29 protein-coding genes and 1 tRNA gene are annotated in these 26,246 nt (G+C 57.0%); 25 read left to right on the forward strand and 5 right to left on the reverse strand.

Annotation, left to right across the window (positions count from 1 at the left end):
• Positions 1 to 9 precede the first annotated feature (9 nt).
• Positions 10 to 555, reverse strand: coding sequence for a hypothetical protein (locus VRY85_RS05665; RefSeq protein WP_414597639.1), 546 nt, complete (start codon positions 553 to 555; stop codon positions 10 to 12).
• Positions 556 to 878: 323 nt separating this feature from the next.
• Here VRY85_RS05665 and VRY85_RS05670 point away from each other — a divergent pair, with 323 nt between their 5' ends.
• From VRY85_RS05670 to VRY85_RS05710, 9 genes are all read left to right on the forward strand, one after another.
• The gene (locus tag VRY85_RS05670; protein WP_414597640.1) at positions 879 to 2,393 is read left to right on the forward strand and encodes a VWA domain-containing protein; all 1,515 of its coding nucleotides are present in this window, start codon (positions 879 to 881) and stop codon (positions 2,391 to 2,393) included.
• A 66-nt stretch (positions 2,394 to 2,459) separates the two neighbouring features.
• Positions 2,460 to 3,011, forward strand: a complete 552-nt coding sequence (locus VRY85_RS05675; protein ID WP_414597641.1) for a molybdopterin-dependent oxidoreductase — start codon at positions 2,460 to 2,462, stop codon at positions 3,009 to 3,011.
• Between the two features lie 9 nt (positions 3,012 to 3,020).
• A complete protein-coding gene (locus tag VRY85_RS05680; RefSeq protein WP_414597642.1) occupies positions 3,021 to 4,418 on the forward strand; it encodes a sensor histidine kinase in 1,398 nt (465 codons plus the stop codon).
• A complete protein-coding gene (locus VRY85_RS05685) occupies positions 4,415 to 5,482 on the forward strand; it encodes a response regulator (protein ID WP_414597643.1) in 1,068 nt (355 codons plus the stop codon). The genes VRY85_RS05680 and VRY85_RS05685 overlap by 4 nt, the downstream gene beginning before the upstream one ends.
• A 115-nt stretch (positions 5,483 to 5,597) precedes the next feature.
• Positions 5,598 to 6,602: a hypothetical protein gene (locus tag VRY85_RS05690; protein WP_414597644.1), complete on the forward strand. Its 1,005-nt coding sequence runs from the start codon at positions 5,598 to 5,600 to the stop codon at positions 6,600 to 6,602.
• Positions 6,599 to 7,552: a hypothetical protein gene (locus VRY85_RS05695; protein ID WP_414597645.1), complete on the forward strand. Its 954-nt coding sequence runs from the start codon at positions 6,599 to 6,601 to the stop codon at positions 7,550 to 7,552. Before VRY85_RS05690 ends, VRY85_RS05695 begins: the two co-directional genes overlap by 4 nt.
• Before the next feature lie 53 nt (positions 7,553 to 7,605).
• Positions 7,606 to 8,178, forward strand: a complete 573-nt coding sequence (locus tag VRY85_RS05700; RefSeq protein ID WP_414597646.1) for a hypothetical protein — start codon at positions 7,606 to 7,608, stop codon at positions 8,176 to 8,178.
• Complete coding sequence (locus VRY85_RS05705) at positions 8,141 to 8,734, forward strand: DUF2799 domain-containing protein (protein WP_414597647.1); 594 nt, start codon at positions 8,141 to 8,143, stop codon at positions 8,732 to 8,734. The genes VRY85_RS05700 and VRY85_RS05705 overlap by 38 nt, the downstream gene beginning before the upstream one ends.
• 143 nt (positions 8,735 to 8,877) lie before the next feature.
• The gene (locus VRY85_RS05710) at positions 8,878 to 11,190 is read left to right on the forward strand and encodes a hypothetical protein (RefSeq protein WP_414597648.1); all 2,313 of its coding nucleotides are present in this window, start codon (positions 8,878 to 8,880) and stop codon (positions 11,188 to 11,190) included.
• Positions 11,191 to 11,218: 28 nt separating this feature from the next.
• On the opposite strand, the gene VRY85_RS05715 is transcribed toward VRY85_RS05710, so the two are convergent.
• A tRNA-Gly gene (locus VRY85_RS05715) sits at positions 11,219 to 11,292 on the reverse strand.
• A gap of 44 nt (positions 11,293 to 11,336) precedes the next feature.
• Between VRY85_RS05715 and trmB the strand changes: the two genes are divergently transcribed.
• The 4 genes from trmB (at position 11,337) to lysM (ending at position 13,816) form a co-directional block, all read left to right on the forward strand.
• A complete protein-coding gene (gene trmB, locus VRY85_RS05720) occupies positions 11,337 to 12,086 on the forward strand; it encodes a tRNA (guanosine(46)-N7)-methyltransferase TrmB (protein ID WP_414597649.1) in 750 nt (249 codons plus the stop codon).
• Positions 12,083 to 13,021, forward strand: coding sequence for a prolyl aminopeptidase (gene pip / locus VRY85_RS05725; RefSeq protein ID WP_414597717.1), 939 nt, complete (start codon positions 12,083 to 12,085; stop codon positions 13,019 to 13,021). The genes trmB and pip overlap by 4 nt, the downstream gene beginning before the upstream one ends.
• A gap of 37 nt (positions 13,022 to 13,058) precedes the next feature.
• Positions 13,059 to 13,259 (forward strand): sulfur carrier protein ThiS, encoded by a 201-nt coding sequence (gene thiS / locus VRY85_RS05730; RefSeq protein ID WP_414597650.1) that lies wholly within the window; start codon positions 13,059 to 13,061, stop codon positions 13,257 to 13,259.
• Between the two features lie 110 nt (positions 13,260 to 13,369).
• Positions 13,370 to 13,816, forward strand: a complete 447-nt coding sequence (gene lysM / locus VRY85_RS05735; protein ID WP_414597651.1) for a peptidoglycan-binding protein LysM — start codon at positions 13,370 to 13,372, stop codon at positions 13,814 to 13,816.
• Positions 13,817 to 13,947: 131 nt separating this feature from the next.
• Here the strand turns inward: lysM and ffh are convergent, their stop codons facing one another.
• Entirely contained in the window at positions 13,948 to 15,360 is a 1,413-nt protein-coding gene (ffh, locus tag VRY85_RS05740) for a signal recognition particle protein (RefSeq protein WP_414597652.1), read from the reverse strand.
• A gap of 94 nt (positions 15,361 to 15,454) precedes the next feature.
• Between ffh and VRY85_RS05745 the strand changes: the two genes are divergently transcribed.
• From VRY85_RS05745 to VRY85_RS05790, 10 genes are all read left to right on the forward strand, one after another.
• The gene (locus VRY85_RS05745; protein ID WP_414597653.1) at positions 15,455 to 16,291 is read left to right on the forward strand and encodes an inner membrane protein YpjD; all 837 of its coding nucleotides are present in this window, start codon (positions 15,455 to 15,457) and stop codon (positions 16,289 to 16,291) included.
• Positions 16,292 to 16,302: 11 nt separating this feature from the next.
• Positions 16,303 to 16,569, forward strand: a complete 267-nt coding sequence (locus VRY85_RS05750; protein ID WP_414597654.1) for a PP0621 family protein — start codon at positions 16,303 to 16,305, stop codon at positions 16,567 to 16,569.
• Between the two features lie 44 nt (positions 16,570 to 16,613).
• Positions 16,614 to 17,210, forward strand: coding sequence for a 1,6-anhydro-N-acetylmuramyl-L-alanine amidase AmpD (gene ampD / locus VRY85_RS05755; RefSeq protein ID WP_414597655.1), 597 nt, complete (start codon positions 16,614 to 16,616; stop codon positions 17,208 to 17,210).
• Positions 17,211 to 17,315: 105 nt separating this feature from the next.
• Positions 17,316 to 17,882 carry a carboxymuconolactone decarboxylase family protein gene (locus tag VRY85_RS05760; protein ID WP_414597656.1) on the forward strand — a complete coding sequence of 189 codons (567 nt, stop codon included), beginning with the start codon at positions 17,316 to 17,318 and terminating at the stop codon, positions 17,880 to 17,882.
• A 23-nt stretch (positions 17,883 to 17,905) separates the two neighbouring features.
• Positions 17,906 to 18,310 carry an acyl-CoA dehydrogenase family protein gene (locus VRY85_RS05765; protein ID WP_414597657.1) on the forward strand — a complete coding sequence of 135 codons (405 nt, stop codon included), beginning with the start codon at positions 17,906 to 17,908 and terminating at the stop codon, positions 18,308 to 18,310.
• Entirely contained in the window at positions 18,295 to 19,056 is a 762-nt protein-coding gene (locus tag VRY85_RS05770; RefSeq protein WP_414597658.1) for a hypothetical protein, read from the forward strand. Before VRY85_RS05765 ends, VRY85_RS05770 begins: the two co-directional genes overlap by 16 nt.
• Positions 19,053 to 19,220, forward strand: coding sequence for a rubredoxin (locus VRY85_RS05775; RefSeq protein ID WP_414597659.1), 168 nt, complete (start codon positions 19,053 to 19,055; stop codon positions 19,218 to 19,220). The genes VRY85_RS05770 and VRY85_RS05775 overlap by 4 nt, the downstream gene beginning before the upstream one ends.
• Positions 19,221 to 19,264: 44 nt before the next feature.
• Positions 19,265 to 20,092 carry an ABC transporter ATP-binding protein gene (locus tag VRY85_RS05780; RefSeq protein ID WP_414597660.1) on the forward strand — a complete coding sequence of 276 codons (828 nt, stop codon included), beginning with the start codon at positions 19,265 to 19,267 and terminating at the stop codon, positions 20,090 to 20,092.
• Between the two features lie 30 nt (positions 20,093 to 20,122).
• Positions 20,123 to 21,328 carry an ABC transporter substrate-binding protein gene (locus tag VRY85_RS05785; RefSeq protein ID WP_414597661.1) on the forward strand — a complete coding sequence of 402 codons (1,206 nt, stop codon included), beginning with the start codon at positions 20,123 to 20,125 and terminating at the stop codon, positions 21,326 to 21,328.
• Positions 21,329 to 21,345: 17 nt separating this feature from the next.
• Positions 21,346 to 22,191: an ABC transporter permease gene (locus tag VRY85_RS05790; RefSeq protein ID WP_414597662.1), complete on the forward strand. Its 846-nt coding sequence runs from the start codon at positions 21,346 to 21,348 to the stop codon at positions 22,189 to 22,191.
• Between the two features lie 17 nt (positions 22,192 to 22,208).
• On the opposite strand, the gene fabI is transcribed toward VRY85_RS05790, so the two are convergent.
• Both fabI and htpG read right to left on the reverse strand, forming a co-directional pair.
• Positions 22,209 to 22,979: an enoyl-ACP reductase FabI gene (gene fabI, locus VRY85_RS05795; protein WP_414597663.1), complete on the reverse strand. Its 771-nt coding sequence runs from the start codon at positions 22,977 to 22,979 to the stop codon at positions 22,209 to 22,211.
• 113 nt (positions 22,980 to 23,092) lie between these two features.
• Positions 23,093 to 24,994: a molecular chaperone HtpG gene (gene htpG, locus VRY85_RS05800; protein WP_414597664.1), complete on the reverse strand. Its 1,902-nt coding sequence runs from the start codon at positions 24,992 to 24,994 to the stop codon at positions 23,093 to 23,095.
• 244 nt (positions 24,995 to 25,238) lie between these two features.
• Here htpG and VRY85_RS05805 point away from each other — a divergent pair, with 244 nt between their 5' ends.
• Positions 25,239 to 25,364 (forward strand): hypothetical protein, encoded by a 126-nt coding sequence (locus VRY85_RS05805; RefSeq protein WP_414597665.1) that lies wholly within the window; start codon positions 25,239 to 25,241, stop codon positions 25,362 to 25,364.
• A gap of 9 nt (positions 25,365 to 25,373) precedes the next feature.
• Positions 25,374 to 26,240, forward strand: coding sequence for a c-type cytochrome (locus tag VRY85_RS05810; protein ID WP_414597666.1), 867 nt, complete (start codon positions 25,374 to 25,376; stop codon positions 26,238 to 26,240).
• Positions 26,241 to 26,246 lie beyond the last annotated feature (6 nt).

Here is a 26,246-nt window from a genome sequence, read left to right on the forward strand (position 1 = left end):
CTCAACGGCTTACTCGAATAATTTGTCGAGTGCCGCCTTATGCGGCCTCACCGCTTCTATATCGGGACTCGCCGTTTTCAAGGAGTCGGTATTGCGTCGATGGCTGTTAGCCATGCGACTGAGAATGAGCTCTTTCTGTTCGGCATTCAATGACTTGTCGTTCTTAACATTGGCGACGCCTTGTTGATACAGAGCTTCGGCCTGGTCGGGCGATACACCGCTGGAAGACAACATATAAGCTTGCATTGTTCGGTCACCCACTTCTGCAAACTGTTCAGCGCTTTCAAAGCCGTGGCGAGCAGCCAACTCGCGGAAGTCTGCATATTCCGGCCCGGATTTTTGCATCTGCTTCAAGCCCGAACTCAGGGGCCGCGCAGGGTCGATATCCGCCTGTTTAGTATCCTGATATTTCTCCCCGAGCGCCATCAGCTCAGGCATGGCCGCGATAAATTGTTCTACCTGTTGGGTGGTGAGTGCCTCAGCGTGTACAGCCGATGCGAGCCCTAGACAAAGTGCCAAGATCACGCGCGAGAAGAGACGATTAAGAGTTTTCATGGGCGGTAGGTCCGAAAGATTAATCGACGCGGGGCAGTTAGCCCGCCAGTTACGATAGGCCGCTGCGCCTGTTGGCCTATGGTAAAGAGCATAAGGCATCGGCACACCGTCTATTCAAACGGGCTGCGATGGGCTTGCTCGCCCGCCCCAATCCTGCCGAACACCCAGCTCACCCACGCCCCTACAAACAGACGGCGACACAGCCCCCACCCATCAATAGACTGACACACCACTTAACGGTGTTCGCATGCCATACGGACCAACTACCGTTTGCCCTGCCAATCCTTTGCCGTATCCCCGGCGTCCTTCTAGGGAGTGCTCTTGTGTTGAAGCTACTGAGTTTCTTTGCCGTTACAGCCCTCGTCACGACAATTTCCCATGCAGAAACCGCTAAACGCGCCATCATTGTGTACGATGGTTCGGGCTCGATGTGGGGGCAAATCAGCGGTACGCCAAAGCATCAGATCGCTCGTCAGGCGCTACGCGATATGTTGGAAACCGTGCCTGCCACCATGGAGCTTGGCTTGATGGCTTACGGGCACCGCAGCAAGGGCAACTGCAACGACATCGAACTCCTGGTTACCCCCGGCGCAAACAACAAAGCTGCCATATTGCAAGCCGTTGAGAATATGCGCTATCTGGGCAAGACACCGCTCACAGCCGCTGTGCAGCAAGCGGCCATCCAGCTACGCCATACGGAAGAAGCCGCCACGGTAATCCTGATCACCGATGGGGAGGAAACGTGTAAAGCAGACCCCTGTGCCCTGGGTACAGAGTTGGCAGCCAGTGGCGTTGACTTCACTGCCCACGTTGTAGGCTTGGGGCTCACCCAACAGCAAGGCGAACACGTGGCGTGTCTGGCCCACAATACCGGTGGTCAGTATTTTTCTGCAAACGATGCGGCAAAACTCAGCGAGGCGTTGCACACCGCTTTGCAGGCGCCGCGCGCAGTGCCGCCAGCCACCCCCTTGCCCAAACCCGAACCCGTCCTGCCCGACGCGACACTCGAAGCAGCCGAGGCCGCCGAAGCAGGAACCGTCATTGATATCAGCTGGACCGGCCCTGACAGCCGTGACGACTTCATCACCATTACACCGGCTGGCGCGCGCGACGATGAAACGGGCGAATACGAGCGCGTTTCCAGGGGCAACCCGCTGAAACTGCAAGCCCCCGATGCTCTCGGCCCTCACGAAATACGCTATGTTTTGGCAGAAGGGAATGTCGTTCTAGCCCGCCAACCGATTGAACTGATCCCACTCCAAGTGACGATATCCGGGCCCTCTAGCGTTGGGGCAGGCGGTACGATTCAAGTGCAGTGGGCGGGGCCGAACAGCCCAGGTGATTACATTACAGTAGTGCCTGCCAGCGCCCCGGACTCGGCTTACGCAGACTACGCACGCACGGCAAGCGGCAACCCCGTCACCTTCAGTGTGCCCGATGCCGTGGGCAACCATGAAATCCGCTACATTTTGGACAGTTCCAAGCGGGTACTCGCTGCACAGCCTATAACGCTCACCCCCGTCACCGCCACGCTTGAGCTTGTGGGCGAGGCAACTCCGGCAGGGACTGCCACCGTAAATTGGACCGGCCCCGATAACAAAGGGGATTACGTTACCGTTGTGCCGAAAGGCGCACCGGCCCACCACTACCTTGATTACGCTCGCACCTCACACGGCTCGCCGCTCAAAATCAACCTGCCCAAAGAGAGTGGCGAATACGAATTACGCTACGTGATCGATCGTTCCAAGCGTGTCCTGGCGAGCCAGCCTCTGATATTGAGTGAGAGCCTGGCCGCCGCCAGCCCCTCTGACACCCCGGCGGCGACGCCCGCCCGGTAATCATCGCTTGACAAGGCAAGACCCTGTGGTACGCTGGCCGCAACCAATAATTATAACGAAACGCCCATGCAAATTAACCGTATGCAAAGGCGGCGAATACGGCTGGCAGTATGCGTAATTATTCAGCTTGTGGCACTTAGCTTACGGCCGGCAGCCGCATCTCAACCGTTGGAAGGTGTACCTTTACCGCCGCCGGTCGGCGACGTACTGCTTGTTGTGGGCGGGGCCATCACCCAAACAAATGTCGGCTCAGAGGCGCACCTCGACCTGGCTGCCCTACGCAGCCTGCCTACAGTTACCTTAAAGACAACCACCGTCGTGACCGACGGCGTTAAACACTTCGAAGGCGTGCTGCTGCGCGACCTTCTCCTTTGGGTGGGGGCCGCCGGCAGCTACGTAGAAGCCCGGGCACTCAACAACTACACCGTTGACATCCCCATCAAGGACTTCCACGACTACGACGTCATACTTGCCACACATATGGACGGCAACCGATTATTAACGGCCGACAAAGGCCCGCTGTGGATTGTCTACCCGCGCGACCAATGGCGGGCCTTGCAAGACATACGCTATGACTATCGATGGGTCTGGCAATTAAACCAGCTCACGATTAAATAGGCCGCCTTCATGAGCATGACGCGGGCCACTATCTTGAGATACGCCCTGCCCTTAGCGGCCATCGCGGTACTCGTCATCTTACTAACCATTGCTTTGTATCGGTTAGTGGAAACCCAGCGATCCATGCGTAATAACGCCCATTCCAATATGACCTGGGTGCTGTATCAGGCCCATATGGAAAGCCTGTTATTGATGAACGCGATCCAGCGCAGCCTGATTGCCCCCCATCAGAAAAACACGGTCGCGGATCGATATCAAATTCTGCTCAGCCGCATCAATGTGCTGCAAGATGGCCCCCAGAAACGCGCACTCGAAGCCATGGGTATGGCTGAACCCCTGCTTAAGCAAGCCGCCGATACGCAGCGCCTGGGGCCAACTTTCGAACGCGGGCAGCTTCAACCCACAGACTACGAACACATACACGCTGTTCTTTTGAGTTTCAGCGATTCGCTGCAAAGCGCCTCCAGCAGGGCCATGACGACAGAGTGGGAGCACGCAGGGGCGCAACTCGACAGCTATCGCAACGCAGTGCTGGCGGTATTCTTTCTCATGATAGGCGTCTGGGTTTGTAGCGCCATTATTTCGTTTCAACTCCTTGTCGCCCTAAAACAGACCCGTGATAGTGAGCGGATTCGCTTGCAAGGCATCGAACTACAGAAACAGCTGGAGAACGAACGTAAGATCAGTGAGCTGTATCGCAGCTTCGGCTCCATGCTCTCTCATCAGTTCCGCACACCTTTGGCGATTATCGACGCGACCATGCAGCGCCTGCTGCGAGCGGGTGGTCGCCTGACCACACAGGAGGTCAATGCTTTAGCAGTCAAAGCACGGCAAGCCACTCAACGCCTCAACCAACTAATTGAAAACATCCTGCAGGCTGACCGCTTCATGGAACAGCTAGAAGTATCCATGCAAAGCTGTCATCTCAGCGACTTGGCGCATCAGGCGGTGGCGCAGTACCGTGCAACGATGCCTGGCAGGCAGATACATCTTGTGGACGACACGCAGGGTTCGTCCAGAGCGCAATGCGATCCCGTCTTGACCCTCCAGATTCTCGACAACTTGTTGTCCAATGCCATCAAGTATTCCGAGGGCAGCACAGCCGTGTCGGTGTGCGTCAGCAGTCAGGCAGATTGGGTGTATTGCGACGTGCGCGATGAAGGACAAGGCATCTCCGCCCACGACCTTCCCCATGTGTTTAAACGCTATTTCCGCGCCCCGGCTGCCACCAGCGTCGTAGGCACAGGCATTGGCCTGCATATCGCCATGGAACTGGCAACACTGCAAAACGGCGAGTTACTCGTAAGCTCCTCGCCCGGCGAGGGTTCCTGCTTTACCCTGCGCCTGCCCCGCAGCGACCGTTTCATGCTGCGGCCAGGGGCCAATACCGACGGAGGACACGTGTGAACCACCCGCTCGATACACCGTCGCTCGCTCGCATCCTATGGGTCGAGGACGACGCAGACTTACGCGATATTCTGGCGGCTGAGCTTCGCGATGCGGGCTACGAAGTGGCCCAAGCGGCCAATGGGCAACACGCTCTGGATCAACTGCGTACCTTTCATCCGGATCTCATTCTTTGCGACATCGCCATGCCGGTGATGGACGGCTACGAGCTGCTGCGCATCGTCAGAGAAACAAGAGACGACCTCAGCGAAGTGCCTTTTGTGTTCTTAAGTGCCCAGGACGGCTCGGGCCAGATCACTCAGGGCAAACATGCAGGCGCCGACGACTACCTCATCAAACCAGTGAACTTCGAACTGATGCTGGCCACCATTGCGGCGCGATTGCGACAAGTGCAACGGATACGCAACGCGCATGCGTCCGGAGGGACGCACCAAAAACAGTCCAGCATGCTATCGATCGCTTCTGATGAACGAGCGTTTGAACGCTTGGCACGCATGTTCAATCTCATCACGGCAGGCATTGTGCTATTGGCGTCTGACCAGCGCGTGCTATTCGCCAACATTTCCGCCCAACGCCTGTTACAGGATTGCACTGACCCACACCTGGATAGGGAGAACACCGGCAGCCTGCCCATTACATTAGCGACCTCAGCCCTTGTGCGCTGCGCGGTTGAAGCAGGTATGCGTGGCGAGGAATACACCGAGTTCCTGTCTTTACCTCGACGTAACGCGCAGCGCGACGTTCTGGTCACAATCTGCTCTCTGGACTGCCAAGGCATGAAAGACGCCCCCGCAGCCGCCCTGTTCATTTCTGCGGGGCAGCGCGACAAGGTGCCACCACTCAAGGCGCTCGAAACCCTGTTTCAACTCACGCCCGCCGAAGCGCGGATCGCCTGGGCATTCGCACAAGGCTTGAGGCCGGAACAAATCGCTGAAGCCTTTGACATCAGCTTAACTACCGTCGCCTTTCACAAGCGCAATATCTTTCAAAAGACCCACACCAACCGCCAGGCAGACCTCATTGCGCTCTTGTTGACACTTCCCGCCAATGTCGACACCTGCTGACTTTCACCCCGTCCATTAGCACGGGGTCATTTTCTCTCAGCGCCGATATGATGAGCCGCATTGATTCACGCTGGCGCTATTGAGTCGTGCATGCGCCCCTACCTCGGACCTCGCCATGTGGGATTTCAGTATCGGGCGATCTCTGTCGCTCATGAGGCAGACCCTGCCATTTATTGCTTTACGCTGCGCTGTCTATTTCGGCATTGCTCTGGCCTATGTGCTGATGACGGGTATCGGAGCCGGTGTCGGTTGGGGCATCGGGGCCCTTGGCACTGAAAACTTTCAAGCAACCGCCGCTTTGTTTGGCGGGCTGGCAGGGCTAGGGCTGACCGCTGGCATACTCTACCTGCTACGGGAATATATTCTGTACGTTGTTAAGGCTGGCCATATTGCCGCCATGGTAAAGCTCCTGCACGGGCAGAATCTGCCTGGCGGAAAACAACAGATTCAGCAGGCGGCGTCTATCGTAAAAAGTCGCTACTCACAGGCCAACGTCCTATTTGTCATCGACCAGCTTGCCAAAGGCGTGGTGAACGCCATTACAAGTCTGGCCCTTGGCGTTGGCAACTTTCTGCCCATTGCAGGAACACAGCAAGTCATGGGCTTGATTCGCGCTTTCTTGCGGCTGGCCGTCGGCCTGGTCGATGAAGTCATCCTCGCCTACTCCCTGCACGCACAACACCAGAACCCTTGGTCTGCGGCCCGAACCGCCCTGGTTCTTTATGCGCAGAACTCAACGGTGATGCTGCGCAACGCGGCGTGGCTCACCCTCTTCACGTACGGGCTGAGCGTCGTCATCTTTGTTGTACTGCTTGCCCCCGCTCTTGCCCTCGCCTGGCTTATGCCAGGTGCAGGCTCGGCCATGGGGGTTATTTTCGCGCTCATTCTGGCCTGGGCAATTAAAGCCGCCCTTCTGGAGCCACTGGCTATCGCGAGCTTGCTGCAAGCGTACTTCCAGACCACTGAAGAACAAGCGCCAGACCCGATATGGGAGGCACGCCTGGACGCTGTCTCAAGCAAATTCGGTGAACTCAAAGAGAAAGCAGCCGGCTGGACTGCCGGCACGACAGGGGCAAAAGCGGCTGAAACGCCCCCTTCTACTGAAGGAGGTCAAGCATGAAAATTCGCATAGCGCTGTATGCCGCCACAATTTTTTCTCTGTCAACGAGCGTGTCTGCCAACGAGGCCTCGTATCAGATACGGGTCAACATGGACGCCCTCTCGCAGGATTTTGTCCAGGCTCCCCCCTATGCTGCTGTCAACGTAGACGCGCTGGCGGGCGATGCCTATTACGCATCGCCAATTTTTTCCAACACAGGTGCACCACAGGCTGCAATCAGCCTGCCTGATGCGGATCTCGACCCCTTGACCCGTGCCATGTTGTTGGTAGAAGCGCACGAGGCCGCTCTTCCACACGTGCGCTATCACGTGACCTACAGCATGAGTGTGGCACCCGATTACCCGGAGCTTCTTACCCACCTGGTGCAGGTGACACGTTACAACTTAGGGCCTGCCAAACGCGCTGCCTTAAAAAACCACCTGCCCGAAAACGAATTGGCTGCGCCGGAAGAGTTTGGCATTGGCCCACATGTCAGTTGGCGCTTTGTCCTATCGCCCACAATGGGAATGCAATCCGCCCTGGAATACGCCGGCCGCGCGGAGCTGGCGGATTCCCAGGCTGAATCTGCCGATTGCTTGGGCACACCCTGCCTTTCTTTGCACACTCCACAAGGGCCAAGCTTGGCCTGGCAGCCGGTTACTCCGCCTCAACTTGGCGCGGCGACCTATACCCCTCTTGGCCAGTGGGGAGTAGTTCGGCCCGCACGCGTCATGCAGGAGCTTTGGGCGGCTATGACGTCTGAGGGCATGGACCCTCTGCCTTACGACCCCGCTCGGCCCGCCTTTCAGTTCGTCATGTCTCTGGAAGCAGACGGCATTGAGCCCGTTGTCACAGGCTTAGCTCAACAAGCAATCGTCATGGACAGCACCGTATCTGAAGTTTGGACACGGCGTGTTCAGACTGGCCCACAGCCACCGGAATACGCCCAGTCATACGTGGCCCGCCGCTAAATGGTGGAGCGCCGTATCCGGCGGATAACGCAACCCCTCACCTGGAAGGTTTTATGAAAACACTTATTGCGATTTGCGCGTCTATTTTTTTGCTTTCGGGTAACGCTAGCGCGTCGTCTGCGATGCCAAAATATGAGTCCACGGGAACGATCGAACTCACGCTAAACGGGAAAAAGACCACATTCCATTCCACATCCAACACCGTTCCAGGGCAGGCCGACCGACTCATTCACACCGCCAACTGGCGAACCTTCAAGCCCATGATGCTTGGCGGCGTCAACCTCGCGCCGCCCGGGATTCTCATTTCGATTACGGCGCGGCCAACCGTAGAGCCTGACCTCTCAGCCCCAAGGCTCAGCATTTCGTTCTCTGTCGACGAAAACGACTACAGCCTGATCGATGCAAATCGGCCCGAGGTAAAACTCACCATCAAGGAAGGCAAACACGCCGGAGACTACCAACACGAGTCCGCCACCATTACGGTCTCTTCAGTGACGCCACAGGGTGATGCGCTAGAGGTGCGCGGCAAGGCTGCTGGTGTACTGAGCGGCCCAAATACCGAACAAGGTTCAAGCCGGACCCTTGACTATGAAGCTGAGTTCCACGTTCTTGCGCACCCGAATTGACGCGGGCCGCAGCGTATCCACCCTGAGCGCTGCAGTCTGCCTCTTGTTGCTTGTTGCTGGCTGCAGCAGCATGTCTGAGAAAGACTGCCTCAGTGCCAACTGGACAGACCAAGGTTATCGGGACGGCCGCAATGGCCAACCGTTATCCCGCATAGAAGATCATCGAGAAGCATGCGCCACGGTAGGTGTCGTGCCCGACCATCAGCAATACCTCGCAGGCCGCGAAGTAGGCATACGCGAATATTGCACACCCGCCAATGCGGTGCGTGAGGGGCGGCTGGGGCGCGGCTATAGAAATGCCTGTCCTATGCAATTGGAACGCAACTTTCTTGCCTATCACGAGCTCGGTTATCAAGTCTATCGAAGCGAGCAACGCCTCGACTCCCTCAATCGGGAAATGCAGCGCAAGCAACGCGAATTGGACAAAGAAAAAAACGATGCCAAACGCCAACAGCTGCGCCGCGAGCTCAGACACTTAGACAGCCGCTTGTCTCAAGCGCGCCGAGACCTCCACGACGAAGAACGCCGCCTGCAACGCATCATTCCCTATCCATAACCACTACGAAAATGATACGGTCGCTTTCCTCCTTCGCCTCATGTGCGCTATCGCTGCTACTGTCTGGTGTGGCCATCGGCTGGGCCAGTAACGCCCACGCGATGTGGCCCACCACGTCCTGGGCAATAAAAAACACCACACAGATGACTCTGCTTGAGGGGTTCGAGGAAAAGCATCGTGCAATCCTTGAATATGGCAGCAGATGGTTTGCGTCAATGTCGTTTAAAGCGCCTTTTCAGGTCAACGATCAGGGCCGTTTCGTCTTCACGGGTGGGGAAAAATATCTCGCCTACTTGAATAAGGACCCAAGCAACCCGGGCTCCAGCTATAGCTCCAAGGGCAATATGTATTTATCCATACACCCTGGATTTTTAAACCCCTCCACACCCAACGATCGCGTGTATCAGGGCGCGGCCATCCACGAATTATTTCATAGCATCCAAGCGGCATATCCCGCCTATCAGTCATACGCAACACGACCTGACCTTCCCGGCCCACCCCGCTGCGACGAGGGCGAACGAGCTAATGCCTGGCTAACCGAAGGCACCGCATCGGCGGTTCAAATTATGTATTTGGAACGTGCGCATGGGGAGACTTGGAATCACCCCTTCCGGGGCCCATCGTATATCCGCTGGGTACGGGCTTTTGATCAACCACTGGACTGGGGGTGGATCCCTGCCCAGCACAGCTTGAGCCTGCCGGATGGAGTCGCACAACATGCGTGGCAATGCAGCTATGGAACCTGGTATTTCTGGTATGCCGTAGGCAACATGTTGGGGAGTACCAATGTACAGGACAACCGAAGAGTCGCCTACCTGAAGCATATATTCGAGCAGACAGGCCCATGGGCCGGAACCGGGCTTGAAATGGTCGACGCAGGCTTGAAACAAGCCGCAGAAGAACTGAACGCTCTCCAGTCCTATCGCGGTGGGCTCTACGCTCTGTACCCGCAATTCGTGGCCCAGTACCTCGATAGGGATGTGTTTTACGAGAAGATCAAAAACATCACCCTTCCCGTTCCATCCGTTTACGAAACACACATCGATATTGATAATGCGCTAGAGCCGCTGTCCACGCGGGCCTGGAGAATCCGGGTTCAAATGCCTCCCGGGTTAAACGACGTGCCTACAACTGTCAGGTTCGCCCTCAATTCGGACGACCCTGCAATAAAGGATGCATTACATCTGATTATTGACAGCAGGGTTGTCACGCGCCCGTTGGATCCAAGCGTTCCCTACAGCCAGCTGCGTCGTGTCCACCCCCACTTGCTCGACGAAGAGGGAGGAATCGACTACTTGGTACGCGTGGCGAACGTCGCTCGCAATGCGGTCCTGACAAACGAGGCAACATTTACCTTAAAAGTCGAGGTTGAGGGGTTTTATGGTTCCGCCGCCCCAGAGCCTGATTACACGCCGGTCACAGAGCCTGATAGCCCCCCACCCCCGCTCCTTAAAGCGGATCAACCCGCCCCTCTCATCACTGAGACACCTCCGCTCACTCCACTCCCCCGGAAACCCGAGGAGCAAACTCTGCTATCGATCCCGCCAGGCTTCCAGATCACCGGCCCCGACTCACAATGGAGTTGCGAAGGGTCTGACGATGCGCGCGCCTCTTACGCGATTTACACCCCTAATCGCTTGGCCGACGAATTAGAACGCATGCTTCCACAAGGGCTGAAAAATATTGAGAATGACCTCGATCAAGCTGAAATCGAAGCACACCGACGGGGTGACTCAGAACTCGCCGCTATGCGCCAACAACGCGACGACTTTGAGACGGGGTTTTCCGACCTGATGGAAGGTTCAAGTATCCATGACAAGGTGGCGAAAGCGGCGCAAGAAATTCGACGCAGTAACGAAACACAAATTTTGGTGAAGCTCAACGGAAAAAATCAGCAAGGAAATTGCGACGTCTTAATGATCTTGACGCTTTCTGGCGCCACCACAGCACAGCGCGTCAGTTCAGATAACTTTCAACTGACAATCACCTCTGCTTCGTTTGCCAATGCCATGTCGGCGGCTGCAAGTGTCGCAACTCAGTTTGATTTCTCTGCTCTGGAGTCAATGGATATCGAAAAGATGAAGCAATTTGAGAAACAACTGGAACACGCCCTCGAAGGTACAGGTCTGTCGGAGCGGCCGTGGAGCCGTTGCAGCCCAGAGCAAAACGATTGTGAAGAAGGCGGTTTTGAGCTCGGTGAGGTAAGCGAAGAACGGCTGTTCGGCTCTTTCTCGTTTCAAGTGTATCGGGGCGACCTGCAACTCGTACGAAACAGCCACGTCGAAGACCCCCGCGAATACGCCGAGGTGGGCGGTTTCATCAACATCACATCAACCAAGGATGCAGGCGACAATAACCTGATGGACTTTATGAGCCGCAGCAGCGGTGACGGCGACCTGCTGCTTATCCCTGGGTTGGAAAGTTTCCTCCAGGGCGGCACCATGCTCAAGCATTGAAAATAGGGATCGTATGGCGAGCGCCAAATGGAGCGGGTGAAGGGAATCGAACCCTCGTCTTAAGCTTGGGAAGCTTCTGCTCTACCATTGAGCTACACCCGCGAGGCAAAAAATTATACATCAGCCTGAGCCGCTACAATATAGCCATGAACGATCAATCCACCAAAACGCCGTCTGGTGAGCCGTTACCTGCCGATTACGTGCGCACGTCCAATGCCCCATCGGGTTCGACGCATATCCGCAGTTTCGTGCATCGCCGCGCTCATATCACCCCCAGTCAACGCGAAGCCCTTGACCGCTTGATGCCGCTTTGGGCCATCCCTTTTGAACAACGCATCATCGATTTCGACGAGGTATTCGGCCGCCAAGCGCCAACGATTCTGGAAATCGGTTTTGGCATGGGTGAAACCACAGAAAAGATTGCTCTGGCCCGGCCGGAGGATAACTTCCTGGGGGTGGAGGTCTTTAACGCTGGCGTGGGCTCCATGCTCAAGCGTATTGATGAATCCGGCCTGACCAATGTGCGCGTCATTCAGCACGATGCGGTGGAAGTGCTACAGCACATGATCGCACCGGAATCGCTGGCGGGCGTTCATATTTATTTTGCCGATCCCTGGCCCAAAAAGCGCCACCATAAACGGCGCCTTATACAGCCGCCTTTGGTCAAACTGCTTTCCAGCCGCATGAAGCCGGGCGCGTATATTCACCTGGCCACCGACTGGGAAAACTATGCAGAGCAAATGCTGGAAGTGCTGAACGCTGAAGAGACCTTGGAAAACACCGTAGGCGAAGGCTATGCGCCGCGCCCCGACTTCCGCCCGCTCACTAAGTTCGAAGCACGAGGTTTGCGTCTGGGTCACGGGGTGTGGGATCTCATCTTTAAACGTAAGAGCTGATGTACCCGGAAATCCAACCCTACTCACACGGCTATCTGGATACCGGCGACGGCCACAAGGTGTATTGGGAACTATGCGGCAACCCGCATGGCAAGCCTGCTATTTTCCTGCATGGCGGGCCGGGAGGCGGCTGTTCCGCAACACACCGGCGCCTGTTCGACCCGGATAGCTATAAGGTCTTGCTGTTCGACCAGCGCGGGTGCGGGCGCTCAACGCCGCATGCCAGCCTTGAGAACAACACCACTCAACACCTGATCTCAGACATGAACCGCCTGCGCACCGAAGTGCTGCAGGCTGAACAGATGCTGGTGTTTGGCGGGTCGTGGGGTTCCACCCTGGGCCTAGCCTATGCGCAAGCGTTCCCGCAACATGTCAGCGCCCTGATTCTGCGCGGCATCTTTACCGTACGCCAGGCGGAGCTGCGCTGGTTCTATCAGGAAGGTGCATCGTGGCTGTTTCCCGACCACTGGCAAAATTATGTGGCGCCCATACCTGAAGACGAACGCCATGACCTCATCAAGGCGTATCACCGCAGGCTGACCAGCGATGATCGGCGCATCCAATTAGAAGCGGCGCATGCTTGGACACAATGGGAAAACCACACGATTACGCTGCTACCTAACCCGGAGCACCAGCAATCGCATTCCGATGACGCTGCGGCGCTGGCTTTCGCACGCATTGAAAACCACTACTTTGTGAATGGCGGTTTTCTAAAAGAAGGCCAACTGCTGGAAGAAGCGCATCGACTGCGCGGTATCCCCGGCGTCATTGTGCAGGGCCGCTACGATGCCTGCACCCCCGCACGTACGGCGTGGGAGTTGCACAAAGCCTGGCCCCAAGCCGAGTTTCATCTGGTAGATGATGGCGGCCATGCTTTTGATGAGCCCGGCATACTGGCGCATCTGCTGGCTGCCACCGACCGTTTTCGCGATTGATTCGCCCCCATTCTCAATCTTGATCTGGGAGGACACTATGAATATCACTTTGAACGGCGAAAACCGCCTTATCGACATCGGCCTCACCATCTCGGGCTTAATCGAATTACTGGGATACCAGGGTAAACGCATTGCAGTGGAGCGCAACGGTGAAATCGTACCGCGCAGTGCGCATGACAGTACCACACTGGCTGAAGGCGATACCCTGGAAATTGTCGTGGCTGTTGGAGGAGGCTGAGCCGGCTTGGCCCGCCCGTGGCTGGCTTGGGAGTCTCGACAATTCTTCACAAAGTCATCACGCCCATCGTGATACAACCTCTCTCTCAACCAACTGATTGGAAGCCATCCATGAGTATCATCAATTTCATTAAGGGCGTCGGCGAGAAACTGTTCGGCGCATCCGAGGCGCAGGCCGCTACAGTCGATGAGCTGAAGAAAGAACTGGAAAAACATCAACTTTCGGCCGAAGGGCTGGATGTTCAGGTTGACGGCGATAAAGTCACCGTCAGCGGGCAAGCAGCTTCAACCGAAGAAGCTGAAAAAATTGCTCTGGCGTTAGGCAACACCATTGGCGTGTCGTCCGTGGATAGCCAGTTGACCGCCGCTCAGGAAGCGCCTGCCGCTGTGATGTATACCGTGGAAAAAGGCGACACCCTGTGGAAGATTGCGGAAACTCACTATGGCAAGGGCAAGGGCGGCCAGTACGAACGCATTTTCGAGGCCAACCGCCCGATGCTGACCCACCCTGACAAAATCTACCCTGGACAGGTTTTGCGTATCCCGCCGCTGGATTAAACCCAAGCCGTCGGGTTTGCACGAAAAAATCGCCCCTGAAGTCGGATACCTGACTTCAGGGGCGATTGTCTTTGCGGATCAGAGTCGGCTAATACCAAAAAAGGGAAGGCGCACGCGGCAACATTGCTGCCTTAAAAGCCGCGGAAACCGCCCCCGCCCAGGCCCTTCAGGCCGCCCATGGCGCGCATCATTTTGGCCATGCCGCCTTTTTTCATCTGCTTCATCATGCCTGCCATCTGCCCGTATTGGTTGAGCAAACGGTTGACTTCCTGAACGGATACACCCGCCCCCGCAGCAATACGACGCTTACGAGAAGCCTTCAGCAATTCAGGCTTGGCGCGCTCTTGCGGTGTCATGGAATTGAGTATGCCTTCGGTGCGACGCAGTTGTTTTTCCGCCTGCCCCCCTTGAATCTGCTCAGCGGCTGCGGCGAACTGGGCCGGCAGCTTTTTCAGCAACGAACCCATATCACCCATTTTCTTGACTTGCTGAAGCTGGTCGCGGAAATCGTTCAGGTCGAATTTGTCGCCCGACTTAATCTTCTTGGCGAACTTTTCGGCTTCGGCAATATCAATATTGCGCTGCGCCTGCTCAACCAGGGAAACGATGTCGCCCATGCCCAGCACGCGCTGGGCCATGCGTTCGGGGTGGAAGGGCTCAAGGCCGTCCATTTTCTCCGAAACACCGACGAACTTCAGCGGCTTACCGGTGACATGGCGTACCGACAAGGCGGCACCGCCGCGTGCATCACCGTCGAGTTTGGTCATGACCACACCGGTAAGCGGCAAGGCATCGGCAAACGCACGCGCCACGTTCACCGCATCCTGGCCCTGCATGGCGTCTACGACAAACAGCGTTTCTACCGGGTTGAGAATGTCGTACAGGCTGCGGATTTCCCGCATCATGGCTTCATCCACGCCAAGACGACCGGCCGTATCAACAATCAGCACATCGTAGAACTGTTTGCGGGCGTGATCTAAAGCGTTGCGGGCAATGGCCTCGGGCGTTTGCGACGGATCGGAAGGCAGGAAATCCACCTTGACCTGAGCGGCCACTGCTTTCAATTGGTCAATCGCGGCGGGGCGATAGACGTCGGCGCTGACGACCAGCACTTTCTTCTTGCCGGTCTTGCGCTCATTCTGAACGTGATTGCCTTCGGCCAGCCATTTGGCCAGCTTACCGGTGGTGGTAGTTTTACCTGCGCCCTGCAGGCCCGCCATAAGAATCACGGCAGGCGGCTGTGCGGCCAGAGACAGCTCGCTGGCCTCGGCGCCGAGGTCCCCCCCCATGAGGGCCGTCAGTTCTTTATGAACCACACCGACCAATGCCTGGCCGGGGTTGAGGCTGCCAGCGACTTCCTGCCCCAGAGCTTGCTCTTTAACGCGCGCAATGAAATCGCGCACGACCGGCAAAGCCACGTCCGCCTCAAGAAGGGCCATGCGAACTTCGCGCAGCATTTCCTGGGTATTGGACTCGGTCAGGCGGGCTTCCCCGCGCATGGTCTTGACGACACGCGACAAACGTTGAGTCAGATTATCGAGCATGGTAATGGTTTCGCTTAAACTAGGTGTTGGCTGATCACTAGGTGTTGGCTGATCCAGCCTAAAATCTTCAGTTTGAACCGAGGTTCAAGGGACTATGTCTTCAGGCATTGTATTTCAGTTGCTGGCTGCGCTGGCCTATGCCCTTCTGGGCGCAGGCTGGTGGCGGCAGCTCGCCCAGGGCCAAAAAGAGATTCGGGTAGGCCCGATCACGCATGGTCTCCTCATTCTTGGGCTGCTCATGCAAGCCATCGGCTTGCAGCAAACCATGCTGAGCCACCCAGACGGCCTGCACGTGGGCTGGGCACTGGCCCTGTCCGCCGCCATCTGGCTGGGCATGTTGTTGTTTTGGCTTGAGAATTTCACCATGAAGCTCGACGGCTTGCTGCTGGTGCTGCTGCCTACGGCCGCACTGGCTGCATTGTTGGGCGGTATGTTTCCTGATGGCCCGGTCGTTCCCCACGGCGGCAGCCAATGGTTGCGTGCGCACCTTATTATCGCCTTGTGCGCCTACGGCCTGATTGCCATCGCCACCTTGCACGCGCTTTTTATGGCGATGCTCGACCGCCAACTACATCGGCCCTCTGAGCAGAACCTTAAATCGGGTCTGATCTGGCGCGCGTTCGATACCCTGCCGCCTCTGTTAACTCAAGAAAAGCTGCTTTTCCGCCTGGTCTGGATTGGCTTCGCCGTGCTGACGCTTACTGTAATCACCGGCGCCATTGTTTCTATACAGATTTTAGGCGTGCTATTTCCGCTCGACCACAAAACGGTATTCACTCTATTGTCATGGCTCACTTTCGGCGGCCTGTTGCTGGGCCGCCAGATACGCGGCTGGCGCGGTCGCACGGCATTACGCTGGACGCTAGTGGGTTTCGCTTTTGTTCTCCTGGCATATAGCGGTAGCCGCTTCGTGCTTGATGTGTTGCTCTAAAGAGGCTTACCGTGGGCAAGATTCTATTTTGGTTCATCCTCATTCTGGCCGTGCTAATCGGAGCCCGGCTAGTGGCGCGCAGCGCATCCAAGCCCACACCGAGTGGGCGGCTAAGCAAGGGCGCCCAGCCGGCGCAGGCGGATATGAGCGAAGCTGAAGCCATGGTGCGTTGCCAACAATGCGGCATCCACCTGCCACGCTCTGAAGCGTTTTTAAGCAACGGTAAAACCTGGTGCGGGCCGGAGCACGCCCGCATCGGCCAAAGCAAACCCGATTAACGCAGAACGGGCGCCGCAACAACGTTTATTCCGGGCTTTCATCCATGCCAAACCGCGAGAAACCCGCTCTCAAACTGGACCGCCACGGCTGGGTGCAGGCCGCCCCGGGCGTCAGCCATGCGCCGTCCCCGAATCACGATGAACGCCCCCCACAGCAAGATGCTTATCTGCTGGTCATCCACAATATCAGCTTGCCGCCGGGCCAGTTCGGCGGGCCGGAAATCATTGATTTCTTCCAGAACCGGCTTGATTATGATTCTCACCCGTGGCTGGAATGCCTGCGCGATATGCGCGTTTCGGCTCACTTTCTGATCCGCCGCGATGGCAGCATCGTGCAATTCGTTTCGACCCACGCCCGAGCCTGGCATGCAGGCGTCTCTCGCTTTGAAGGGCGCGAGCGCTGCAATGATTTTTCTATTGGAATAGAACTTGAAGGCACGGACACCCTGCCCTATGACGACGCCCAATACAGTGCCCTGCAGCGGTTGCTTCCTGCCCTGCGTGCCCGCCATCCGCTAAAAGCCGTACGCGGGCATGAACACATCGCCCCCGTCAGAAAAACCGATCCAGGCCCTGCCTTCGACTGGAATCGCTTCGCCCACGAAAACGGCATTCCCCGGCGCTATCTGCCTCAGTTATAAGCTTATGCAATCGGCGGCTATAAGCTCATTGCTTCTTATTCGTTCTCCCTGATAAGGGCTTCTATTTAGACTGAAGGACATTCTTTATATCCAGAAGGTCTATTGATGAGCCGCCTTACCATCCACACCGTAGACACAGCCCCTGAAGCGGCCCGTGAGCGCGTCGCAGCTGCTGAGCAAGCCAATGGTTTTCTTCCTAACCTGATCGGCGTACTCGCGAATGCGCCTGCTGCACTGGAAACCTATCAGGTGGTGGGCGCTATCAATGGTCGCACCAGCCTGAGCCCGGCCGAGCGGGAGGTCGTACAGATTACGGCTGCCACATTGAACGATTGCGGCTTCTGTGTAGCAGGCCACACTAAATTGTCGCTACAAAAGCTGCGCCTGCCCGCCGAACTGGTAGAAGCCCTGCGCAAGGTGGAAGCCATTGACGACCCCAAGTTGGACGCACTGGCGCGCTTTAGTGTCGCCGTTATCGAGAAAAAAGGTCAGGTATCCGACGAAGAACTGGCCGCCTTCCGTGCTGCTGGCTACACCGATCAACAGGCGCTGGAAGTCGTGTTGGGCGTCAGCCTGGCAACGCTGTGCAACTTCGCCAACAGCCTGGCTCAAACCCCTATCAACCCCGAGCTGCAGCCCTTTGCCAACCCTGAACTGACAGCCTTCGCCTGAGCCGGCGGATTACAGAACCTGCTATGTCTTTGCCATCTAGCCCTCAGCCGGCTCCTCTTGATGAAGACGCCACCACGCTAATCGAAGCAGTGAAGGCGCTAGTCAAGTCCGAGCTTGCTCCCATTACCACTGAGATTGACCAGCAAGGTCGCTATCCGCGTGAATTTCTGTCTCGTTTAGGCGAGCTGGGCGGCTTTTCTGCCAGCGTTCCTGCTGCACAAGGCGGTGGAGGTTACGGCCTGCCCACACAAATCGCCGTCACGACGGAAGTAGGGCGCGAATGCGGCTCCACGGCTTTTTTAGTGTGGTGCCAATCCAGCTGCGCACGCTATCTTTTGCAATCGCCCAACTCTGCGGTGCGAGAGCGCTATATCAGCGATGTGATGACGGGCCGTTTGCTGTCGGAAACGGCATGTCAAACGCAGTGAAGCACTTGGCCGGCATCGAGAACATTCACCTCAAAGCGCGCCGCGAACACGACACGTACGTGGTTTCGGGGTCCTTACCGTGGGTTTCCAATGTAGGGGAAGACCACCTCGTCATGGTGGCAGCCGCCGTCGAAAGCGGCGGATATGTCATGGTGGCTGTCCGCTGCGATGCCGAAGGCGTGACTTTGCGGCCCTGCCCCGAATTTGCGGGTTTAGAAGGCACGCAAACCCTTAACATCCGCTTGAAGGATGTGCGCGTTGCCGCCGATAGCGTGCTAGCGCACCCTGAGCAGTTTGTTGCCTACCTGCAAAGCATTAAGCCCGGCTTTGTACTGGGCCAGCTTGGCATGGGTTTCGGCGTGATTGAAGGGTCGTTGCGCACCATACGCGAAAGCAATATCGCCACGGCCCACGTCAATCAATTTCTGGACGACCAGGGTGAAGACTTGGAGCGTGCGGCACAGGCCTTGTGGGAGAACGCCCGCGCTCAGGCACAACTGGCCGACGAGGGCAAAGCCAACCTGCTGGATATCTTACGGCTGCGCCTAGCCGCCTCAGAACTGACTCTGAAAGCCGCGAATTCGGCCATGCTGCACATTGGCGCCAAAGGGTATTTGATGCGTCACCCCGCCCAGCGGCGCCTGCGCGAGGCTGTCTTCGTGGCCATTGTCACCCCCGCCCTCAAGCATCTTCGCAAAGAAATTCACGCTCTTGAGCAAACAGCCCGAGAGGAAGAAGCAGCATGAACCGGGTATGGATGTGCGGCCCCTGTGGCTGGGTCTACGACGAAGCCATGGGGTTGCCCGAAGAAGGGATTGCTCCTGGGACCCGCTTCGAGGATATCCCGGACGACTGGGAGTGCCCTGATTGCGGCGTGACCAAGGCCGACTTCTATTTATTGCCGGACTGAGTCACGCTCAGCCACAACCCTCTCTCGGATATTTCTGCCTTCCCATGAGCACGCCGCTACTAGAAGCCCACGACATACACCTGGGTTATGAACAATCCGATGGCACGCACCCTATGATTTTGCAGGAATTTTCGCTGCATCTGCAGGCGGGTGAAGTCGTCGCTATTCTAGGCCCCAGCGGGGTGGGAAAATCTTCCCTACTGCGCGTGTTGGCAGGCCTGCAACATGCCCGTCGCGGCAGCGTGCGTTTGAAAGGTGAAATCCTGGATGGCCCGCACCCGCGTTCCAGCTTTGTTTTCCAGGACCCCAGCCTGTTGCCATGGCTGACTCTGGAAGAGAACGTGGCTTTCGGGCTGGATTTCAAGCATCAACCAGGAATTAGCAAAGCCGAAAGACTGCAGCGCGTGAGCGCCGCTATTGAGGAAGTTGGCCTGCAAGATGCCACCGGTCGCTACCCTGCGGAATTATCGGGTGGCATGGCTCAACGCACGGCGTTGGCACGCAGCTTGGCCCGCCAGCCGGAAATCCTGCTGCTGGATGAGCCCTTCAGTGCCCTGGATGAAATCACCCGTGGCGACATGCAACAGCTGCTGCAAACCGTTATCTCTCGCCATGGCACAGCCGCCATTCTGGTCACACACGATATCGACGAAGCCATGATTCTGGCCGACCGCATCGTGCTGTTGGGTGGTCGCCCAGGGCGTGCCATTGGTGAGTGGACTCTGGCTGAAGCCCACCCGCGTGACCCACTGGCTCCGGCATTAAGCCATTTGCGCGTGGAAATTCTTGGTTTGCTGCGCACGCATCAGCGCGGCGCCAATCAGCCGCAGCCGTCCCACTACCCCGAACCCCGTATCGCAACAGCCGCTTAAAGCACGAGCCACCCCCATAAGGACCACACGATGAGCAAGCCGCCCTACGACTTCAGCGCCACCTTCAAAACCCGGCGCCAGTTATTGAAATTGTCCGCGCTGTTTTCCGCTTCCGCCGCCCTGCCTTTGCTGCAAATGGCCAATGCTGCACGGGCGGCAGAACCCGATGCACCTTTGCGTATTGGTTATTTACCGATCACCGACGCCACACCGCTGCTGGTTGCACACCACAACAGCCTGTTCGAACAACAAGGCCTGGAAGTCGAAAAACCGCGCTTGTTCCGTAGTTGGGCGCAAATTGTGGAAGCGTTCTTGGCCGGCCAAGTCAATGCCGTTCACCTGCTTTCGCCCATGACGGTATGGGCGCGCTATGGCAGTAAGTCACCCGCCAAAGTCGTCGCCTGGAACCATATGTCAGGCTCCGGCCTGACCGTTCAGCATCACATCAACAGTGTGACGGACCTCGGCGGCACCACGGTGGCAATTCCCTTCTGGTATTCGCTACACAATGTAGTGCTGCAGCATCTACTTAAGAGCAAGGGCCTGGAACCGATTAGTGACGGCGAACCCGGCCCTAACCAGGTCAAGCTAGTGGTGATGGCGCCTTCTGACATGGTGCCCGCTCTGGCAAATAAACAGATCGCCGGCTATACGGTGGCTGAGCCCTTCAATGCCAATGCAGAAGTGCTGAAAGTTGGAAAAATCTTGCGTTTCACCGGCGACGTCTGGAAGGATCACGCCTGTTGTGTGGTGCTCATGCACGAGCAAGACCTTGAGCAGCGCCCCGACTGGTCGCAGAAGGTAGTCAATGCCATCGTGCAAGCTCAGGCATGGATCCAAGAAAACCGGCAGGAAACCGCCCGTATTCTGTCGCGGGACAACCCTCAAAAGTACACGCCGCACACTTACGAAGCCCTGGCCAACGTGCTGGAACCGGAACGCCTGGATGCGGCGCTTTACGAAAACTCCGGCGCCATGGTGAACACCGCCTGGAACCAGAAACGCATCGACTTCCAGCCCTACCCCTTCCCAAGCTATACGGAAGAACTCATACGAAAACTGCAGGGCACGCTGGTTTCAGGGCAAAACGCCTTCTTGCACGAGCTGGACCCCGCTTTCGTCGCCCGCGATCTGGTGGATGACCGTTTTGTGAAACAAGCCATTCACGCAAACGGCGGCCCCGCTGCTTTCGGCCTGCCCGATTCTTTCAGCCGCGAAGAAACCTTCACTGTTTAACAGCTTCGGTGTCACTCATGCGTTCGACAATCGCCCAGCCTTCCCACCCACATACGTATAAACAACGTATATCAATACAACCTTCTCGGTGGAGGGGCCTGGGTGCTTCTTTTGCAAAACCGGCCTATGGCGTTGCGGGGCTCGCCGTACTGGTGTTGTTATGGTCGATTGGCACACATGTACTGGAATCCAACCTGCCGCTGGCTGCATCTCTCGCGCCTGACGCCACCTTTCAAAGCTTGTACGAGCTGGTTTCCACGGGTCAGCTCAACAGCCACACGCTGATGAGCTTGCAACGGGTACTGGTCGGCCTCGGGCTGGCATTGCTGATTGGCGTACCGGTCGGGCTGGCAGTGGGCAGTTCCAAAGCGTTGGAAAACGCCAGCGGCACCGCCTTCCAGTTCCTGCGCATGATTTCACCGCTATCATGGATGCCCATCGCCGTCATGGTTTTCGGCATTGGTGATGCCCCCATCTATTTCCTGCTGACCTTCGCAGCAGTCTGGCCCATCATCCTGAATACAGCAGCGGGGGTGCGCCAGCTCGACCCGAAATGGTTGATGCTGGCACGCAGCTTAAGCGCCACACGCTCTGAAGTGTTGCTGCGCATCATCATGCCCGGGATTCTGGGCAACATCCTCACTGGCGCGCGCCTCGCCATTGGCGTGATCTGGATTGTTCTTGTGCCTTGCGAAATGCTGGGCGTCAGTTCCGGTTTGGGCTATTACATTCTGGATACCCGTGACCGGCTCGCTTATTCCGAACTCATGGCCGTCATTGTGTTGATCGGCGCACTCGGCTTTCTACTGGATGGCCTGGCACAAAAAGCGTACCGCTACTGGTCGCGCACCCCAGCGCGGTAACGCCATGCCCACATGACTTAGTTCAGAATGTGGTAGCCGCCATCTACATACATGGTGGTGCCGGTAATCGCACGAGCGCCGTCGCTGGCCAAGAACGCGCTCAGCGGGCCGACGTCCTGGATATTCACATTGCCCATGGGGGCACGCCGTGCATTCTCTTCAACCAAGGAGTCAAAGCTGGCAATGCCCGAAGCCGCTCGGGTCAGAATCGGCCCGGGGGAAATCGCATTCACGCGAATGCCCTGGCCGCCCAGTTCAGACGCCAGATAGCGCACGGTTGACTCCAAAGCCGCCTTCACCGGGCCCATGATGCCGTAATTGGGGATCACTTCTTCCCCGCCCAAGTAGCTCATCGTCATCAGGCTGCCGCCATCGGCCATCAAAGGCTCGGCCAGACGCGCCATACGCACGAAAGAGTGGCAGGAAATATCCATGGCCTTCAGAAAGCCCTCGCAGGAGCTGTCGGTCACCCGACCGTGAAGATCATCTTTCGGCGCAAATGCAATCGAGTGCAGCAGAAAATCAAGCTTGCCCCAGCGCTGGGAAACTTCATCAAACAAGGCCTTTAGCTGCTCGTCATCACGCACATCGAGCGGCCGCTGAATCTCGGCACCCACGGCTTGCAGCAGAGGCTCCACATGCGGCCGCGCCTTGTCATTCAGCCACGTCCCACCCAATGTGGCGCCGGCTTTGTGCAGCGCATCCGCACATGCCCACGCAATACTTTGATCATTGCCAATGCCAATCACCAAACCTTTTTTGCCCTTCAGCACGTTCTGCCCTCTCATCGTCAAAAATGAGGGCCGACATCGGCCCTCACAATTAAACACTAATTGTAAACAATACGAACTAACTGTATTGCCACAACCTTACAAACACATTAAACCGGGACAGACCCCGTTTAGAGCAGCAGTTTGTTCATGCGTTTGACGAAGCTGGCGGGGTCGTTGAGTGCGGCGCCTTCGGCCAGCATGGCCTGATCCAGCAACAGCAGCGACCATTCTTCGAATTCGTCGTCAGCGGCTTCTTTCACGCGGCCAATCAAGGCGTGCTCGGGGTTGATTTCCAGAATCGGCTTGACCTCGGGTGCTTCCTGCCCGGCGGAACGCAGCAGGCGCTGCAAGTGCGGGCTGAGTTCGTTTTCATCAACCACCACGCAGGCGGGGGAATCCACCAAGCGAGTGGTGACGCGCACTTCCTTGACCTTGCCTTCCAGCGCTTTTTGCATGCGCTCAACCAGCGGCTTGTTCTCTTCCGCAACTTCGGCCTGGCGCTTCTTTTCTTCCTCGTCAGCCAACGCGTCGAGATCCAGCCCACCCTTGGCGACGGAAACCAGCGGCTTGCCGTCGAAATCACGCAGGTAAGACAGCATCCATTCGTCCACGCGGTCGCTCAGCAGCAGAACCTCGATGCCTTTCTTACGGAATACTTCCAGGTGTGGGCTGTTGGCTGCGGCCGCATAAGACTCGGCCGTGACGTAGTAGATCTTCTCCTGGCCTTCCTTCATGCGCGCAACGTAATCGGCAAACGACACATTCTGCACGCTGCCATCGTTGTGGGTCGAGGCAAAGCGCAGCAGCTTGGCGATGCGCTCGCGGTTGGCAAAGTCTTCGCCCGTGCCTTCCTTCAGCACCTGGCCGAACTGTTCCCAGAATACCTGGTAGTCTTCAGTGCGATTTTCTGCCAAGTCTTCCAGCATGCTGAGAATACGCTTGGTCGAGCCATCGCGGATCGCTTTCACATCGCGGCTTTCCTGAAGGATTTCACGCGACACGTTCAGCGGCAGGTCGGCTGAATCGATCACACCCTTCACAAAACGCAGGTAGGTAGGCAGCAGTTGTTCGGCGTCGTCCATGATGAAGACGCGCTTCACATAGAGCTTGACGCCACGCCGGGCGTCGCGCTCCCACAGGTCGAACGGCGCACGCTTGGGCACATACAGCAGCTGGGTGTATTCGCTACGGCCTTCCACACGGTTGTGCGTCCAGACCAGCGGGTCCTCGAAATCGTGGGCGATGTGCTTGTAGAACTCTTTGTATTGTTCCTCGGTCACCTCAGACTTGGAACGCGTCCACAAAGCGCTGGCCTGGTTAATATTTTCCCATTCCGTGGTTTTCACCTGCTCGGATTTTTCCTCGTCCCACTCTTCCTTCAACATTTGAATGGGCAGGGAAATATGGTCGGAATAACGGCGCAGCACCTCGCGGATCTTCCAGCCGCTCAGGAACTCATCGTCAGGGTCACGCAGGTGCAGAACAATAGACGTGCCGCGATCCGCCTTTTCGACCGACGCCACGCTGAACTCGCCCTGGCCGTCGGATTCCCACAGAACGGCCTCGGTTTCGGGCACGCCTGCGCGACGCGACAGTACGGACACCTTGTCCGCCACGATGAACGACGAGTAAAAGCCCACGCCAAACTGGCCGATAAGCTGAGCATCCTTCTGCTTGTCGCCAGTCAATTGTGAAAAGAACTCTTTAGTGCCGGAGCGCGCAATGGTGCCCAGATTGGCCACTGCCTCATCACGCGTCATGCCGATACCATTGTCGGAAATCGTGATGGTGTGCTTTTCTTTGTCGAAATCAACACGGATGCGTAATTCCGCATCACCTTCATACAACTCGGGTTGATCGATCGCTTCAAACCGCAGTTTGTCGCAGGCATCGGATGCATTCGATACCAGTTCGCGCAGGAAAATCTCGCGATTACTGTAGAGCGAATGAATCATCAATTGCAGTAATTGCTTGACCTCAGCCTGAAAGCCAAGCGTTTCAGAAGTCACTGACGTGTCGGATTGACTCATGTTGGGACCGTGCAAAAAAGTTTGTAAATATTTCCCTATCAGGCGTGTGGTTTTAACGACACGCCCAAGCTTCAAGCGTATATTGGGTCGTTATAGGAAATTTCAACCCGCCTCATAGCCGGTTGTTTCCTGGCATCACACTGCAGCAAGGGCGGCATTGAACTAAACGCCGGAGTGTCTTGGCCACTGTCCTACGCCCCGGCTTTCCAAGAAGAAGCGCAAGCAACAATTTGGAGGCAATACCATGCAGGCAGACGTCTTGTTCCGCATACTGAAAGGCTTGAGTTGGGTCGTCATCGCACTCATGCTGGTCAGCATCGTTTACGCGTCATTTACTTCCATCAAATACTGGGCCGGCATCGGCGTCTAGGAGGAAGCTATGAACAAACGCCAAACGCGGCTCTTTGCCATTGCCTCGACAGCCATCGCGACGCTCATATTTCTTGTGCTGACCGTCGATAGCCACCGCCAGTTTCCCACCCTTACCAACGCCGACACCATCACTGATGAAGTCGTACGGGGGCAGAAAGTCTGGCATAACTACAACTGTATTAACTGTCACACCATCTTTGGCGAAGGCGCTTACTACGCGCCCGACCTCACGAAAATCACGCAGCTGCGTGGTGCGCCGTACCTCACGGCATTCATGAAAGACCCATCCCAGTTTTACGACGAACAAAAGCACCGGCGCCTGATGCCCAACCTGGGCATGAGCGACCAGGAAATCTCCGACGTCATTGCTTTCATGGATTGGGTCAGCAAGGTTGACAACCAAGGCTGGCCGCCACGGCCCATTCTGGTGGTGGGCAGTTCCATACCCGGCACCGACCTCAGCATGGCTCAGCAAGAAGTCGAAGGCGAAGGTGTCGCTGCCGGCCTGCCGCCGGGTGCGCGCCCTGTGGCCCCTGATAATTCACCCATCGCACTGGGCGAAGCGCTGTTCCGCACGGCTGTCCCCACCTGTCAGGCGTGCCACAGCATGGCACCGGGCGTGAATCTGGCCGGCCCCTCGCTGGCAGGCCTGGAGGCATTCTTTGAACAAATCAAAGCATCGGGCGAATACACCGGTGAAGCTACTACGGCCGAAGAGTTCGTGCGCGAATCCATCGTTAACCCGAGCGCATGGCTGCACCCCGGCCCCATGTATTCAGCAGATGGCACGTCTTTCATGCCACCTAGCTACGGCGACGATCTGACAGAAGAACAGATCGACCATCTCGTTGCTTATCTCCTGTCGTTCAACTAAGAGGGG

The organism is Achromobacter sp. F4_2707, from assembly GCF_047501535.1.
Lineage (GTDB): Bacteria > Pseudomonadota > Gammaproteobacteria > Burkholderiales > Burkholderiaceae_B > Yanghanlia.